This window comes from Streptomyces sp. NPDC015032, from assembly GCF_043080425.1.
Taxonomy (GTDB): domain Bacteria; phylum Actinomycetota; class Actinomycetes; order Streptomycetales; family Streptomycetaceae; genus Streptomyces.
This window is the reverse complement of the sequence record NZ_JBIBVN010000012.1, coordinates 45,399-60,809: the sequence shown is the minus strand read 5'-3', so window position 1 is coordinate 60,809 and position 15,411 is coordinate 45,399. Positions and strand designations below refer to the sequence as shown.

Annotated in this window: 15 protein-coding genes; 6 read left to right on the top strand and 9 right to left on the bottom strand. The window is 71.2% G+C overall.

The window, feature by feature from the left end:
• Positions 1–146: 146 nt before the first annotated feature.
• The 3 genes from ACF08M_RS19030 to ACF08M_RS19020 all read right to left on the bottom strand — a co-directional run bounded on the left by ACF08M_RS19030 (position 147) and on the right by ACF08M_RS19020 (position 2,844).
• The gene (locus ACF08M_RS19030) at positions 147–659 is read right to left on the bottom strand and encodes a hypothetical protein (protein WP_392186401.1); all 513 of its coding nucleotides are present in this window, start codon (positions 657–659) and stop codon (positions 147–149) included.
• 226 nt (positions 660–885) lie between these two features.
• Entirely contained in the window at positions 886–2,124 is a 1,239-nt protein-coding gene (locus tag ACF08M_RS19025) for an Ig-like domain-containing protein (protein WP_392186400.1), read from the bottom strand.
• A 237-nt stretch (positions 2,125–2,361) separates the two neighbouring features.
• The gene (locus tag ACF08M_RS19020) at positions 2,362–2,844 is read right to left on the bottom strand and encodes a hypothetical protein (RefSeq protein ID WP_392186399.1); all 483 of its coding nucleotides are present in this window, start codon (positions 2,842–2,844) and stop codon (positions 2,362–2,364) included.
• Between the two features lie 108 nt (positions 2,845–2,952).
• Between ACF08M_RS19020 and ACF08M_RS19015 the strand changes: the two genes are divergently transcribed.
• A complete protein-coding gene (locus ACF08M_RS19015; protein ID WP_392186398.1) occupies positions 2,953–3,264 on the top strand; it encodes a hypothetical protein in 312 nt (103 codons plus the stop codon).
• A 33-nt stretch (positions 3,265–3,297) separates the two neighbouring features.
• On the opposite strand, the gene hutH is transcribed toward ACF08M_RS19015, so the two are convergent.
• The 5 genes from hutH to ACF08M_RS18990 all read right to left on the bottom strand — a co-directional run bounded on the left by hutH (position 3,298) and on the right by ACF08M_RS18990 (position 9,543).
• Positions 3,298–4,848, bottom strand: coding sequence for a histidine ammonia-lyase (gene hutH, locus ACF08M_RS19010; protein WP_392186397.1), 1,551 nt, complete (start codon positions 4,846–4,848; stop codon positions 3,298–3,300).
• A gap of 123 nt (positions 4,849–4,971) precedes the next feature.
• A complete protein-coding gene (locus ACF08M_RS19005; protein ID WP_392186396.1) occupies positions 4,972–6,135 on the bottom strand; it encodes a diguanylate cyclase domain-containing protein in 1,164 nt (387 codons plus the stop codon).
• 85 nt (positions 6,136–6,220) lie between these two features.
• Complete coding sequence (locus ACF08M_RS19000; protein WP_392186395.1) at positions 6,221–7,033, bottom strand: enoyl-CoA hydratase/isomerase family protein; 813 nt, start codon at positions 7,031–7,033, stop codon at positions 6,221–6,223.
• Between the two features lie 127 nt (positions 7,034–7,160).
• The gene (locus ACF08M_RS18995) at positions 7,161–8,333 is read right to left on the bottom strand and encodes an adenylate/guanylate cyclase domain-containing protein (RefSeq protein WP_392186394.1); all 1,173 of its coding nucleotides are present in this window, start codon (positions 8,331–8,333) and stop codon (positions 7,161–7,163) included.
• A gap of 343 nt (positions 8,334–8,676) precedes the next feature.
• Positions 8,677–9,543, bottom strand: a complete 867-nt coding sequence (locus ACF08M_RS18990) for a biotin--[acetyl-CoA-carboxylase] ligase (RefSeq protein ID WP_392186393.1) — start codon at positions 9,541–9,543, stop codon at positions 8,677–8,679.
• Positions 9,544–9,699: 156 nt separating this feature from the next.
• Here ACF08M_RS18990 and ACF08M_RS18985 point away from each other — a divergent pair, with 156 nt between their 5' ends.
• The 4 genes from ACF08M_RS18985 (at position 9,700) to ACF08M_RS18970 (ending at position 12,540) form a co-directional block, all read left to right on the top strand.
• The gene (locus ACF08M_RS18985) at positions 9,700–11,292 is read left to right on the top strand and encodes an acyl-CoA carboxylase subunit beta (RefSeq protein ID WP_392186392.1); all 1,593 of its coding nucleotides are present in this window, start codon (positions 9,700–9,702) and stop codon (positions 11,290–11,292) included.
• Positions 11,293–11,322: 30 nt separating this feature from the next.
• On the top strand, positions 11,323–11,532 hold the full coding sequence (locus ACF08M_RS18980; RefSeq protein WP_392186391.1) for an acyl-CoA carboxylase epsilon subunit: 210 nt from the start codon (positions 11,323–11,325) through the stop codon (positions 11,530–11,532).
• A 156-nt stretch (positions 11,533–11,688) separates the two neighbouring features.
• Entirely contained in the window at positions 11,689–11,817 is a 129-nt protein-coding gene (gene mmpB, locus ACF08M_RS18975; protein WP_018519111.1) for a morphogenic membrane protein MmpB, read from the top strand.
• 111 nt (positions 11,818–11,928) lie between these two features.
• On the top strand, positions 11,929–12,540 hold the full coding sequence (locus tag ACF08M_RS18970) for a nucleoside triphosphate pyrophosphatase (protein WP_392186390.1): 612 nt from the start codon (positions 11,929–11,931) through the stop codon (positions 12,538–12,540).
• A gap of 83 nt (positions 12,541–12,623) precedes the next feature.
• On the opposite strand, the gene ACF08M_RS18965 is transcribed toward ACF08M_RS18970, so the two are convergent.
• Entirely contained in the window at positions 12,624–13,097 is a 474-nt protein-coding gene (locus ACF08M_RS18965) for a hypothetical protein (protein ID WP_392186389.1), read from the bottom strand.
• Positions 13,098–13,507: 410 nt separating this feature from the next.
• Here ACF08M_RS18965 and ACF08M_RS18960 point away from each other — a divergent pair, with 410 nt between their 5' ends.
• A complete protein-coding gene (locus ACF08M_RS18960; protein ID WP_392186388.1) occupies positions 13,508–15,262 on the top strand; it encodes an acetyl/propionyl/methylcrotonyl-CoA carboxylase subunit alpha in 1,755 nt (584 codons plus the stop codon).
• Positions 15,263–15,411: the final 149 nt, after the last annotated feature.

The following is a 15,411-nucleotide window of genomic DNA, read 5'->3' as shown; positions in this document are numbered from 1 at the left end:
GGGATGGGGTATCCCCTGCTCGAACGAAGCTGAGAGCTTGGGGAAGGAGCTACTTGGGCATTTCGGCAACGCGGGAAGCGTGCGTGCCAGGGCGTGGCCGCCCGATCAGAGGTCACCCGACAGGCTCTGAGGCGCCACCGGGCGGTTCAGTCGGTAACGCCGAGGTCCCGGCGCATCAGGTGCCGCATCGTGTCGAGGCAGGGGTCGGCCGCCTTCAGGTCCTCCAGGGCCCGTTCGACGCTCTCGCCGTCGCGGGCCACGCCCCGGTCGAGGCGTTTGATGGCAGCGTCACCGGCGGCGAGGACCCTGTTCAGGTCGCGGGACGCCTGCAATATCCGTTCCGGGACGATCATCTGCGCCTCGGCGTAGCGGTCGCGGTGGTCGAGGCGGGCCTCTTCGAGCTGGGTGCGTTCCTGCTCGGTGTAGACATCGTCCCGGATGCGGTGCAGGGCGTCCTTGAGCAGCGTGTGGAACTGCCGGGAGGCCCGGTTCATGGCCGTGTACTGGGTACGCCGTTCCTCGAACTTCCGCTGTTCGCCATCGAGTCGGGCCTGCTCCACCCGCCGGCGATCGGTCATCCGCTGCGCGAGGACCGGCGCGAAGAGGGTGCCGAGCACCCCGGCCACTGCGGTGATCATGGCGGTGATGGCGGCAGTCATGACTGCGAGACTAATGGGGGTGCGGCGCTGGCTGGGCGGAGTACGGGCCGCGAGGAGTGAGGGCGGGTCGAGGCCACGATGCGAGCCAGATGAGAACGCCCGCATACAACGCCCGCATACGCCGGAGGCGGCGACACCGCGGATCCGAGGGGATCCGGGTGCCGCCGCCTCCGTACGGGATTCGGGAAGGGACTGCGGGAGCTGCGGACGGGGTGGGTGCCGCAGGTCAGGCCGCGGAGTCCGCCTTCCAGTCGGCCCAGCTCATGTTCCAGCCGTTGAGGCCGTTGTCGGGGGTGATGGTCCTGTCCGGGGAGTTCTTGACGATGACCACGTCGCCGACCATGGAGTTGTTGTAGAACCAGGCGCCGGGCTGGTTGGCGTCGCCCGCGCCCTTCGCGTCCTGCAGGCCGACGCAGCCATGGCTGGTGTTCGCCGAGCCGAAGACGCCGGAGCCGCTCCAGTAGTTGCCGTGGATGAAGGTGCCCGAGGTGGACAGCCGCATGGCGTGCGGCACGTCCTTGATGTCGTACTCGCCACCGAAGCCGACGGTGTCACCGTTCATCCGGGTCTCCTGGAACTTCTCGGAGATCACCATCTGACCGTTGTACGTGGGGTTGGCGGAGGAACCGGCGGAGATCGGAATGGTCTTGACCGTCTTGCCGTCCCGGGTGACGGTCATCGTCTTCGTATTGGCGTCGACCGTCGAGACCTGGTTGCGGCCGACCTTGAAGGTGACCGTCTTCTGCTGCACACCGAAGACGCCCTTCGCGCCCTCGACGCCGTCCAGCGCCAGCTTCAGCGTGACGGTGGAGCCGCCCTGCCAGTAGTTCTCGGGGCGCAGGTCGAGGCGCTGCGAGTTGAACCAGTGGCCGACGACCTCCTGGCCGCTGCTGGAGGTCACGGTGATGGCGTCCTGGACGGCCTTCTTGTCCGTGATCGCCTTGTTGAAGTTGATCGAGACCGGCATGCCGACGCCGACGGTGGAGCCGTCCTCGGGCGTGAAGTTGCCGATGAAGCTGTTGGCGGGCGACACGGTGGTGAAGGAGGTGTTCTCGTGCGCCTCGCGGCCCTTGGAGTCCTTGGCCGTCGCGCTGATCTTGTACGTGGTCGAGCGCTCCAGCTGGCCGTCGGGCTTCCAGCTCTTGCCGTCGGCGGCGAGCGTGCCCTTGACGGCCGCACCGGCCGACGTGGTCATGGTGACCTCGGAGAGCGTGCCCTTGGTGACGGTGACCTTGGCGTCTTTGTTGATGCTCGCGTTGGTCGCGCCGTTCTTCGGCGCGATGGCTATCTGCGCTTCCGACGCGTCCTCGGCGGCCGCCTTGTCGGCCGCCGCCTGCGAATTCTTCGAGCCGTCGGCGCTGCTCCCGTCGCTGCAGGCAGTGAGCACCAGAACGCCGCCGAGCAGTGCGGACGCGGCCACCAGACCCCTGCGCCGCTTGCTTCCCGTCATCACACGCTTCTCCATCGTTGCCGAATCCCCAAATACCCCGAGCGGAGCCGCCGTCGACCGGCGAAACCGTCAATGTTCCTAGAACCCATAGAAAGGGTCCTCCGTTCCACATCCAAGGAAGATGTGGGGAACAACACTCATCGACGCGTACGCGGCAGCGATGGTTCCCGGCGCCGGTCGCGTATGTGCGACCGGTACGTGCCACGGCCCCGGTGCGCCGGGAGCGGACCGGGGCCGTGCACACCGCGCCTGCTAGACCCGTCGTCCCGCACCACCGCTCACGCCGCCGCGCTCTTGGTCGTCCACCCCATTGTGCGGGACGTCGTCCTCGTCCCCCGTGCCGTCGCTCTCGTCCCCCTCACCGTTCTCGTCATTCTCACCGTTCTCGTCCCCCTCACCGTTCTCGTCGTCCGCCTCGTCGTCGAGGTCCCAGGTGTCCGGGTCGTCCGGGTCGTAGTCGACGGTCTCGCTGCTCCACGACGCCTGGGCGAGTTCGACCCCCGGCACTTCTCCGACCAGGTCGAACGGGTCGACGAGCGAGGCGAGGGCCTCCGCGCCGTCCTCCCGTACGGCCGCCTCGGCCCGGATGCGCTCCTCGGCGGACTCACCGCCGGGTTCCCCGTACTCGGCGGCGATGGACTCCAGTGCGGTGCCGCTCAGCGCGGCGGGGTCCGTGATCTCCACCACCATGTCGATCCGAAGCCGGACAAAGCGCGATGACTCAGAAGTACTCATGCGCCGGAGCGTAAGCGCCCCGCACGTGCGACTTTCCCACGACCCGCTGATCTCACTAGCATCGGCGTACAGGCCTGACTCACGGCTGTGACAAGGGGGAACGATTCCGTGGCCGCTGCTCGCCGCCCACTTTTGACCGCCACCGCCGCGGGCACGTTACTGGCCGCCCTGTGGTTCGTACCCTCCGCCAACGCGACGGTCGAACCGGCCGGCGCACCGGACTCACGGAACCGGCCGGCCGACGCCGCCGGGAGCACCGCGACCGGTCCGAGGCTCGCCGACACCGGGGCCGGGTTCGACACCACCCCATATCTGATCGGCGGCATGGCGTTCCTGGGCATCGGCGCCGCGTTCGTCACCCGCTCGGTACGCCGCACCGAATCGGCCCCGGTGGGCCGTGCCGACGCCCTGTCCGCCTGATTCGAACGAGAGGCCCTGAGGGCGGGACAGCCCTCAGGCCAGCGGCCCGGTCACCGGCTCGACCGCGGCGACCAGCCCGCCGGCACGGACGAACGCGTCCGCCGCGGCCAGGTCCGGCGACAGGAAGCGGTCCGGCCCCGGGCCCTCGACGCCCGCCGCGCGCAGCGCCTCGATGGCGGCCTGCGAGGCGGGCGCGGGGGTGAGGCCCTGGGCGGCGCGCAGTTCGATGGCGCGGGTCGCCGCGTACAGCTCGACGGCGACGATCCGGGCGAGGTTGTCGACGGCGGTACGGAGCTTGCGCGCCGCCGACCAGCCCATGGAGACATGGTCCTCCTGCATCGCGGAGGACGGGATCGAATCGGCCGAGGCCGGGACGGCGAGCCGCTTCATCTCGCTGACCAGGGCGGCCTGGGTGTACTGAGCGATCATCAGGCCCGAGTCCACACCGGCGTCGTCAGCGAGGAACGGCGGCAGCCCGTGCGAGCGGTTCTTGTCCAGCAGCCGGTCGGTGCGGCGCTCCGTGATCGAACCGAGGTCGGCCGCGACGATCGCCAGGAAGTCGAGTACGTACGCGACGGGGGCACCGTGGAAGTTCCCGTTGGACTCGACCCGGCCGTCGGGCAGGACGACGGGGTTGTCGACGGCGGAGGCCAGCTCACGGCCCGCGACGACCGCGGCGTAGTCGAGGGTGTCGCGTCCGGCGCCGTTGACCTGGGGCGCGCAGCGCACGGAGTAGGCGTCCTGCACCCGTGGGGCGTCGTCCTGGTGATGGCCGGTCAGGCCGGATCCGGCGAGCACCCGCAGCATGTTGTCGGCGCTGACGCCCTGGCCCGGGTGCGGGCGGATGGCGTGCAGTTCCGGGGCGAGGACCTTGTCCGTGCCGAGCAGCGCCTCCAGGGAGAGGGCGGCGGTGATGTCGGCCGAGGTGTAGAGGTTCCTCAGGTCGGCGAGGGCCATGACGAGCATGCCGAGCATGCCGTCGGTGCCGTTGAGGAGGGCGAGGCCCTCCTTCTCGCGCAGCTCGACCGGGGTGATGCCGTGGGCGGCGAGCAGTTCGCCTGCGGGGCGCACGGTGCCGTCGGGGCCCTCCGCGTCGCCCTCGCCCATCAGCGTCAGTGCGCAGTGGGAGAGCGGGGCCAGGTCGCCGGAGCAGCCGAGCGAGCCGTACTCGTGGACGACGGGGGTGATGCCCGCATTGAGGACGTCGGCCATGGTCTGCGCGACCTCGGGCCGTACGCCGGTGCGCCCGGAGGCCAGTGTCTTCAGCCGGAGGAACATCAGGGCGCGGACGACCTCGCGCTCGACCCGCGGCCCCATGCCGGCGGCGTGCGAGCGAACGATGTTGCGCTGGAGCCGGCCGCGGAGGTCCTGACCGATGTGCCGGCTGGCCAGCGCCCCGAAGCCGGTGGAGACGCCGTAGACCGGCTCGGGCTTGGCGGCGAGCGCGTCCACGATCTCGCGGGCGGCGGCGAGTGCGCTCACGGCCGCCGCGGAGAGCTCGACGCGGGCGTTGCCGCGGGCCACGGCGATGACGTCCTGGGCGGTGGTACCGGACGTCCCCACCACGACTGTGTGCATATCCATATTCAGAAGCGTACGGACTGAATCCCTTCATGTCACTAGTGGTCGTACGGTTGACCCCTTACCGATCTGTCACACGATGACGGCCCCGCCCGCACCGGCCCCGCCGGTGCGGGGCCGGTGCGGTCACGGACGGCTGCCGCGCAGATGGCGGCGGTCGTGCGGGGACCTGGGCGGCGCGTCGGCCAGCCGGATCACCTCGCCGTCGCGCCCTGCCACCACCGGTCCGGTGGAACGGGCCGCCTTCGCCCGGTACTGGGCCGCGTCCGCCAGCCGGAACAGCCGCCGCGCCGACACCACCGGACCGATCGGATCGCCGGTCGAGGCGATCCCGCACGCCACCCCGTCGCCCAGCTCCAACTCGGCTGCCCGTTCACAGAGTTCACCGGACACCCGGATCACGTCGTCCGACTCCGGCCCCACCGCGAGCAGACAGAACTCGTCGCCGCCCAGCCGGGCCGCGAGCGCACCGGGCAGCATGGCCCCACAACGGGACAGCACCGAGCCGAAACGTTCCAGCAGACGATCCCCGACCGCATGGCCGTGAGTGTCGTTGACCCGCTTGAGACCGTTGAGGTCGCATACGACCAGACTGACCACGGCTCCGTCCGCCCGGTGCCGCTCCACCGCCTCGTCGAGCCGTACATCGACGGCCCGGCGGTTGGCCAGCCCGGTGAGCGGATCGGTGAAGGCGAGCTTGCGGACCTCTTCGAGCCGTTCGCTCTGGGAGATCCCGGCGGCGACGACCGAGGCCAGCACGGTCGCGAAGTCCGCGTCCTCCCGCCCGAACACCGGCTCCCCCACCGGGCGGGCCACATACAGTTCGCCCCAGGCACGCCCGTGCAGCACGATCGGCGCCACCACGCAGCAGCCGCGCCCGCGCCGGCGCAGCGCGGCCACCCGCTGCTCGCAGTACCCGCGGCCGTACCCGCGCACCCCGGCGCACGGCATCCCGCCCACCGGACCGTCGGTGGTCTCCACCCAGGCGTCCGGTTCGCCGCCACCGGCCCACCGTTCGTGCAGGAACTCGGTGATCTCCGGGAACTGGTGCACCGGGTACGCCTCGTCTTCGGGGAACTCCTCCTCCCCTTCGGCCCGTTCGCCCGCGTTGACCAGCACGCGCAGCCGCCCCGGGCCGCGCTCCCACACGGAGAGCGCGGCGAAGCTGCCGCCCAACGCCTCGCACGCCCCCAGCGCAGCCGCTCGCCACGACCCCCGCGGGGTGTGTGCCGCCGCCATCGTCTGTGCAAGCGAAACCACGGCCCGCAGCCGCGCATCATCACCACCCATCGCTACAGCTTATGTAGTTTTGTGGTGATTTGATCAGTTTGGGGCACCGACAATATTCGCTGCGTGTCTCTTTGAACACGCAACGTTACTCGCCGGGCCAGTTCGGCTTCCTCTTCTCGTTGAACGCGGCCACGCCCTCGGCCCGGTCGCCGGAGAAGGCGACCGACCGCCAGGCGGCGTCCTCCACTTCGAGACCGGCCCGCAGGTCGAGGCCGTGCCCGAGCCGCAGCGCCCGCTTGGCGGCCCGCAGCCCCACCGGGGAGTTGGCCGCGATCCGGCCCGCGAGCGCCAGCGCGGCCTCCCGGTCCCGCCCCGCCTCCACCAGCTCGTCGACCAGCCCCGTGTCGCGCGCCTCGGCCGCCTCCACCCGCCGGGCCGTGAAGACCAGCTCGGCGGCGCGTGCCGCACCGATCCGCCGCGGCAGCAGCTGCGTACCGCCGCCGCCCGGAATGACACCGACGGACACCTCGGGCAGGCCCACCACGGCGGTGCGGTCGGCGACGATCAGATCGCAGGACAGGGCCAGCTCGAATCCTCCGCCGAGCGCGAAGCCGTGGACGGCCGCGATCGTCGGCATCGGCAGTTCGAGCACGCCGGTGTACGCGGCGCGGGCGGTGGGGCGTTGGCGCAACAGTTCGGCGTCGGTGAAGGAGTTCCGCTCCTTGAGGTCCGCGCCCACACAGAAGGCCCGCTCATGGCTGGAGGTGAGGACGGTGACCCGTACGCCCGGATCGGCGGCGAGTGCGGCACAGGCGGCGGCGATCGAGCGGGCCATGTCCGTGGACACCGCGTTCATCGCCTTCGGCCGGTCCAGAACCAGTTCGGCGACGTGCTCCTGCCCCTCGTGGACCCGTACGGCGACGTATTCCCCGAACCGCTGCTCGGACATGACGGTCATGACTGCACCCCTCCGGTTAACGAGCGTTACCGGAGGGATCCTATGGGGCGCCCCGGACAACGGTCCCGGGCCGGGACGGAGCCGGCCCCGGGACCGGAGCGAGTCCGCGCCCGGGGCCGGGACCGGCTCAGGACGTGCCCCGGCGCGCCAGCAGCCAGGGCTCCACGACACCGAGGCCGCGCACCGGGCGCTGCCACATCGGCTGCAGTCCGTAGCGGTACGTGGGCACGGACACCGGCTCCACGCCCTCCTGACGCTCCTTCTCGGCGACCGCGGCCTCCTCCGCCGCCCGCGCCTCGGAGGCCGGCGCGTCGCCGGTGCGGGTCAGCTCCTCGGCGAACGCCCCGTCCACCAGCACGGCGTCCTTCGGCGCTATGGAGGTCAGCCGGCTGGCGAGGTTCACCGTCGTACCGAAGACATCGCCCATTCGGGTGGTGACCGTGCCGAACGCGATGCCGACGCGCAGCGCGGGCATCGTCTCGTCCTGGGTCATCGCCTCGATCAGGCGCAGCGCGATCTCGGCCGCGGTGCCCGCGTCGTCGGCGGCGAAGAGGACCTCGTCGCCGAGGGTCTTGATGAGCCGGCCGCCGTGGGCGGCGACCAGGTCGGCGCAGGTGGTCTCGAACGCCTCGACCAGTTCGCCGAGCTCCTCCTCCTCCAGCCGCCGGGTCAGCCGGGTGAATCCGACGAGGTCGGCGAAGCCGACGGCCAGGCGACGGTCGACCATCTCCTCGTCGTCGGCGGCCTGCACGACCCGGCCGGTGGCGGCGGCGAGCTGGCGCCGCCACACGTACACCAGGAACTCCTCCAGCTCCGGCAGGAGCAGCTCGACCAGCGGGTACGTCACCTCGGTGCGGGTCATTCCGGGCTCGGGCGGCTCGGTCAGCCCTTCCAGGAAGGAGTCGATCTGCCACTCCGCCAGCCGGGCGGTGGTCTGTCCGGTGGACCGGGCCACCTGGATCGCCATCGGCTCGCTGAGCAGTCCCGCCTCGACGAGGCCGGCGAGCCGGCGCAGTGCCAGCACATCGGCCTCGGTGAGCGCCCTGGCCTGTCCGATGTCGGCGAAGCCCATCGCCCGCCAGAACCGGGAGGCCAGGTCCATCGAGACACCGGCGGTACGGGCCGCCTGGAAAGGCGTGTAGCGGCGGTCGGCGCCCAGGATCAGCTGTTCCAGCCGGATCGCGAGGGGATCATCGGTCGGTTCCGCCGTATGGTCGACTTCGTGATGCGGCGTCGGGTGGACCGAGGGTTCCGACGGGGGCTCCGCGCCCGCACCGGAGGTCGTGTCGTCGACGGTCACCAGCCGCCTCCTGCCCGTTCCCTGCGCACTGCCCTGCCGATCTGTCGGTGGATCGCCTCAACGATACGGCAGGTGTGCCGTGGCTCACGTCTCCCACGTCTCCCACGTTTCCGGGACGTCCGGGAATGCTCCCGGACGAGCCGGGGGCGTCGGTGGTTTCAGCAGGTGGGCGGTTTCCAGGAGGGCGTGGTCCCGTGCCCCGGGTGAGCCGGGGCACGGGCCGGAGCAAAGACGCCGCGAGCACCCGTGCACACCGTGCGGGCACGGGTGCGGGCCGGGACACCGCGGCCGCCCCTGCCGCGGTTCCGGGGGCGGTCGTACCGCGGCGACCGCTCCCGCGTCCTCAGGTCAGGCCGCCCCCGGCCCCTCGCAGGTGCACGATGTCGCCCGCCGAAACGGGTTCCTGGAGGCCGTCGTCGGTGGACAGGATCAGCCGGCCGTCGCCGTCGATCGCCACGGCCTCGCCGGTGAGCGTGCGGTCGCCGGGCAGCTGGGCCCGTACCGTCCGGCCCAGCGTCGCGCAGCCCGCCGTGTACGCCTCCTGCAGGCCGCTCGCCGCCGCGTCGCCGTCCGCCGCGCGCCACTGGCCGTACCAGTGCTCCAGCGAGCGCAGTACGCCCCGCAGCAGCGTCTCCCGGTCGGTGGAGACCGCCCCGGCCAGGGCCAGCGAGCCGGCCGTGGGTGCCGGGAGCTCCTCGGCGCGCAGCGAGACGTTGAGGCCGATGCCCACGACGACGCCGTTCCCGGCGCGCTCGGCCAGGATGCCGCCCGTCTTCCGCTCCTCGCCCGCCACGGTGACAAGGAGATCGTTGGGCCACTTCAGGGCCGTATCGACACCGGCGGCGCGAGCCAGGCCGGTGGCCGTCGCGACGCCGGCGAGCAGCGGCAGCCAGCCCCACCGCCCGACCGGGACGTCGCCCGGCGTCAGGAAGGCGGAGAAGAAGAGGCCCGAACGGGCCGGAGCCGTCCAGGTGCGGTCCAGCCGGCCGCGGCCGGCGGTCTGCTCCTCGGCGATCAGAACGGCGCCCTCGGCGAGTCCCTCCGCCGCACGACGCGCGAGGTCGGAGTTGGTGGACCCGGTGGTCTCCACGACGTCGAGCGCGGTCCACAGCCCGCCCGGCCGCAGCAGCCCGCGGCGCAGCGCGGGAACGTTCAGGGGCGGCCGGTCCAGGTCCGACCAGCGGCTGTGAGGCGCATCCGAAGGTGTCATGCAAGCCAGACTAGGTGTGGCAAACGACGCACTGCCGAACCGTATCCACGCCGATACGCTACGGATGAGTAGGTGTCCAGTACCTGATCAGCGGGTGTTCAGCAGCTGATCAGCAGCACAGTCGTCCCCCGTGACCAGGCAGGGAGCCGCCACCCGATGTCCGAGCCGGCAGAGATCGACATCCACACCACCGCGGGCAAGATCGCGGACCTGCAACGCCGAATCGACGAAGCGACGCACGCGGGCTCCGCACGCGCGGTCGAGAAGCAGCATGCGAAGGGCAAGTTGACCGCCCGCGAGCGGATCGACCTCCTGCTGGACGAGGGTTCCTTCGTGGAGCTCGACGAATTCGCCCGGCACCGCTCCACCAACTTCGGCATCGAGAAGAACCGCCCGTACGGGGACGGTGTCGTCACCGGGTACGGCACGGTCGACGGCCGCCCCGTCTGCGTCTACTCGCAGGACTTCACCATCTTCGGCGGCTCGCTCGGCGAGGTCTACGGTGAGAAAATCGTCAAGGTGATGGACTTCGCGCTGAAGACCGGCTGCCCGGTCATCGGCATCAACGACGGCGGCGGTGCCCGCATCCAGGAAGGCGTCGTCGCACTCGGCCTGTTCGCCGAGATCTTCCGTCGCAATGTGCACGCCTCGGGCGTCGTTCCGCAGATCTCGCTGATCGTCGGGCCGTGCGCGGGTGGCGCGGTCTACTCCCCCGCGATCACCGACTTCACCGTCATGGTCGACCAGACCTCGCACATGTTCATCACCGGCCCCGACGTCATCAAGACCGTCACGGGTGAGGACGTCGGCTTCGAGCAGCTCGGCGGCGCCCGCACCCACAACACCACCTCCGGCGTGGCGCATCACATGGCGGGCGACGAGAAGGACGCCATCGAGTACGTCAAGTCGCTGCTGTCGTACCTCCCTTCGAACAACCTCTCCGAGGCACCGGCCTTCCCGGAGGAGGCGGATCTCGCCACCACCGACGAGGACCGCGAGCTCGACACCCTCATTCCGGACTCGGCGCACCAGCCGTACGACATGCACACCGCCATCGAGCACGTGCTGGACGACGGCGAGTTCCTGGAGACCCAGGCCCTGTTCGCGCCGAACATCCTCACCGGCTTCGGGCGTGTGGAGGGCTATCCGGTCGGCATCGTCGCCAACCAGCCGATGCAGTTCGCGGGCTGCCTGGACATCAACGCGAGCGAGAAGGCGGCCCGGTTCGTCCGCACCTGCGACGCGTTCAACGTGCCCGTGCTGACCTTCGTCGACGTCCCGGGCTTCCTGCCCGGCGTCGACCAAGAGTACGGCGGCATCATCCGCCGCGGCGCCAAGCTGATCTACGCCTACGCGGAGGCGACCGTCCCGCTGATCACGGTGATCACCCGCAAGGCCTTCGGCGGCGCGTACGACGTCATGGGCTCCAAGCACCTGGGCGCCGACATCAACGTCGCCTGGCCGACGGCGCAGATCGCCGTCATGGGCGCCCAGGGCGCGGTGAATATCCTGCACCGCCGCACCATCGCCGCCGTCACGGACCCCGAGGAGGCGGAGGCCACCCGCGCCGAACTGATCGCCGACTACGAGGACACGCTGCTCAACCCGTACGTGGCGGCCGAGCGCGGCTACGTCGACGCGGTGATCATGCCGTCCGACACCCGCGCCCACATCGCGAAGGGGCTGCGCCAGCTGCGCACGAAGCGGGAGTCGCTGCCCCCGAAGAAGCACGGCAACATCCCCCTCTAGGCAACATCCCCTCCAGAAAAGGTTCTGCCCATGATCAAGGTCGTACGGGGCAACCCGACCCCGGAGGAGCTGGCCGCCGCGCTCGCGGTGGTCCGGGCGCGCGCCGCGGCGACGGCGTCCGGTGCCGCGTCCGGCACTCCGGCGCTGCCCGGCCAGTGGTCCGACCCGGGGCGCATCGCCCGGCGCGAGCGCCGTCTGCCGGGGCCGCGGGCCTGGGCGCGGACGTACTGGCCCGGGTAGTCGCGGACCCACCCGTTCGCACACGTTTTTGGAGGTCCGGCCCGTACGGGGGCCGGACCTCCGGTGCGTCCGGGCGCGATTCTGGTCCGTACGCACCAGGGCGCCTGAGTACCCGTACTCAGGCGCGGCATACGCCACCGCAGCAGTATCGGTTCCATGCTGTGGTCCGACCCCGAGAACAAGCCGCCGAAGGAACTGCGCGACGCCCAGGACATGATGCGTCGCGCGGGGCTGGTGCTTGCGCTCGCGATGGTGGTCGCGATGCTCGTGCTCGGGACGCGGTGAGGGGCACCTCACGGGGGCTCCGCGCAGGACCCGGCCTCGGACGCCGGATGCCGGACGCCGGACGCCCGGATTGTCGCCCGGCGGGCCGGCCGCCGCCCGGCTCCTTCTACGATGGCGCGTATGACTGATCAGCGCCGTCTCGTGCTCGCCTCCGCCTCCCCCGCCCGTCTCGGTCTTCTGCGGCAGGCCGGATTCGCGCCCGAGGTGATCGTCAGCGGGGTGGACGAGGACGCGCTCGACGCCCCGACGCCGGCCGGGCTGGCCCTCGTGCTCGCCGAGGCCAAGGCCGCCGCGGTGGCCGGCCGGGCGGAGGCGGCGGGTGCCCTGGTCGTCGGGTGCGACTCGGTGCTCGAACTCGACGGCGAGGCGCTCGGCAAGCCGGCCGACGGCGAGGAGGCCACCGCCCGCTGGAAGTCCATGCGCGGCCGCGCCGGGGTGCTGCGGACCGGCCACAGCGTGATCGACACCGCGACCGGGCGTACGGCCTCGGCGACCGCTTCCACGACCGTCCGCTTCGGTGAACCGACCGACGCGGAGATCGCCGCCTACGTGGCCTCGGGAGAGCCGCTCCACGTTGCGGGTGCCTTCACCCTGGACGGCCGCTCGGCGCCGTTCGTCGACTCCATCGAGGGCGACCACGGCAACGTCATCGGGCTCTCGCTGCCGCTGCTGCGCCAGCTGCTGGGCGAGCTGGGGATCTCCGTCACCGAGCTCTGGGTCTGAGCCGGACCGATGTCCCGGGCGGATCACCCGGGGCCCGATCACTCGGGTGGATCACCCAGGGCGGGCCCTTCGCACCGTCCGGGTCAGATCGGAGCCGGCGTGCTCGGCTCGGCATCGCCCGCGGACCGGTCGGCCCCCGGTCCCGCCTCGGGGCCGGGGCCGGGGCCGTACGCCACCAGCGTCAGCACGATCAGCCCGAGCACCACCATCATGAACGCGAACGCGCCCCAGCCGACCAGACCGACCGTCAGCGCGCCCAGCACCCCGTGCACCACGGCGCAGGCGATGAGGGCGATGCGGCCGATACGGCCGGGGACCCGGTCGCGGATGCCGGTGAGCAGGAGGACCAGTCCGCACAGCAGCAGGTACAGGCCGAAGACGCCGCCCATCGCCCAGGTGCCGTTCGACATGGCGGCGGGGTCCAGCCCGGCCAGTGACATGTCCTGGTTCTTGACGACCGTCGCGAGAACCCCGTTGATGAACACGACGCCCACGGCTTCCACGAACAGCACGATCGCGGCCACGAACGCCACCGGTCTGCGCACCACGGTGCTCACCCCCTGTTACCTGCAGTACGTGCGATAGCGCGGACCCTACTAATGGGTAACGCGCGGGACAAGAGTCCGGCCGGCCTTCACCCCGGCTCCGCCCCGCCCGCGCGCGTCCGTGCGCTTTCCCTGCGCCCCCCTGTGGCAGCACTAGTGCGTCGGGCAAAGAATCGTTCGCCCATTAGTGGGGACTCGACAAAGAAACGCCGAACGTGGCTGCGTGCGTGAACAGAGACCTGGACCACACCTCGTGGCTACTGTGCGGTCATGAAACCCGGCGTACCGTGGTGCCACAAGGGATTTCGCGACTTGAGCAAGGCTCGAATCACACTCCGTGTGGGCAAGCTCACCATTGGGGACGGGTCGTAGGGCCGTGTCGGTTGTCCCTAAACTCAGCTTGTTTCAAGGAGGGAGCCATCGTGCGCAAGGTGCTCATCGCCAACCGTGGCGAAATTGCTGTCCGCGTTGCTCGGGCATGCCGGGATGCCGGGATCGGGAGCGTGGCCGTCTACGCCGACCCGGACCGCGACGCTCTGCATGTGCGTGCGGCCGACGAGGCATTCGCCCTGGGCGGTGACACCCCGGCCGCCAGCTATCTGGACATGGCCAAGGTGCTCCAGGCTGCCAAGGACTCCGGGGCGGACGCGATCCACCCGGGATACGGCTTCCTGTCGGAGAACGCCGAATTCGCCCAGGCCGTGCTCGACGCCGGCCTGACCTGGATCGGCCCGCCGCCGCAGGCGATCCGGGACCTCGGCGACAAGGTGGCCGCCCGGCACATCGCGCAGCGCGCCGGTGCCCCGCTGGTGGCCGGCACGCCCGACCCGGTCGAGGGCTCCGCCGAGGTCGTGGCGTTCGCCGAGCAGCACGGGCTGCCGATCGCGATCAAGGCCGCCTTCGGTGGCGGTGGCCGCGGGCTGAAGGTGGCGCGCACGCTGGAGGAGATCCCGGAGCTGTACGACTCCGCGGTCCGTGAGGCCGTGGCGGCGTTCGGCCGGGGCGAATGCTTCGTGGAGCGCTACCTCGACAAGCCGCGCCACGTCGAGACGCAGTGTCTGGCCGACACCCACGGCAACGTCGTCGTCGTCTCCACCCGTGACTGCTCGCTCCAGCGCCGCCACCAGAAACTGGTCGAGGAGGCCCCCGCGCCGTTCCTCTCGAAGGCGCAGAACGCCGAGCTGTACGCGGCATCGAAGGCCATCCTCAAGGAGGCCGGTTACGTCGGTGCGGGCACCGTGGAGTTCCTCGTTGGCACGGACGGCACCATCTCCTTCCTGGAGGTCAACACCCGCCTCCAGGTCGAGCACCCGGTCACCGAGGAGGTCACCGGCCTCGACCTCGTACGCGAGATGTTCCGCATCGCCGACGGCGATGAGCTCGGCTACGACGACCCGGCCGTGCGCGGACACTCCTTCGAGTTCCGGATCAACGGCGAGGACCCGGGCCGCGGCTTCCTGCCGGCTCCCGGCACCGTGACCGTCTTCGCCCCGCCGACCGGCCCCGGCGTCCGCCTCGACGCGGGCGTGGAGTCCGGTTCCGTCATCGGCCCCGCCTGGGACTCGCTGCTGGCGAAGCTCGTGGTGACCGGTGCGACCCGTGAGCAGGCGCTGCAGCGGGCGGCGCGCGCCCTGGCCGAGTTCGATGTCGAGGGCATGGCCACCGCCATTCCGTTCCACCGCGCGGTCGTCGCCGACCCGGCGTTCACCAGCGACCCGTTCCGGGTGCACACCCGGTGGATCGAGACCGAGTTCGTCAACGACATCAAGCCCTTCACCGCCGCCGCCGACGTGGAGGCGGAGGAGGAGGCCGGTCGCGAGACCGTGGTCGTCGAGGTCGGCGGCAAGCGGCTTGAGGTCTCGCTGCCCTCGTCGCTGGGCATGAGCCTGGCCCGTACCGGTCTCGCGGCGGGCGCCAAGCCCAAGCGCCGCGCGGCGAAGAAGTCCGGATCCGCGGTCTCCGGCGACACCCTGGCGTCCCCGATGCAGGGCACCATCGTCAAGATCGCCGTCGAGGAGGGCCAGCAGGTCCAGGAGGGCGACCTCGTCGTCGTCCTGGAGGCCATGAAGATGGAGCAGCCGCTGAACGCGCACCGCGCCGGCACCGTCAAGGGACTGGCCGCCGAGGTCGGTGGCTCGGTCTCCTCCGGCGCCGTCATCTGCGAGATCAAGGACTGACCGGCCGGCCGGCCGGAGCCGGCACCCGTTCTTCCACCGGGCCCCCGTGGCCCCGGAGCCGTACGGCTCCGGGGCCACGGGGGCCCGTCGTGCGTCGCCCCTCGGCGGACGTCACCCCTCCGGATCCGCGATGGCATCCTGGACCCTGG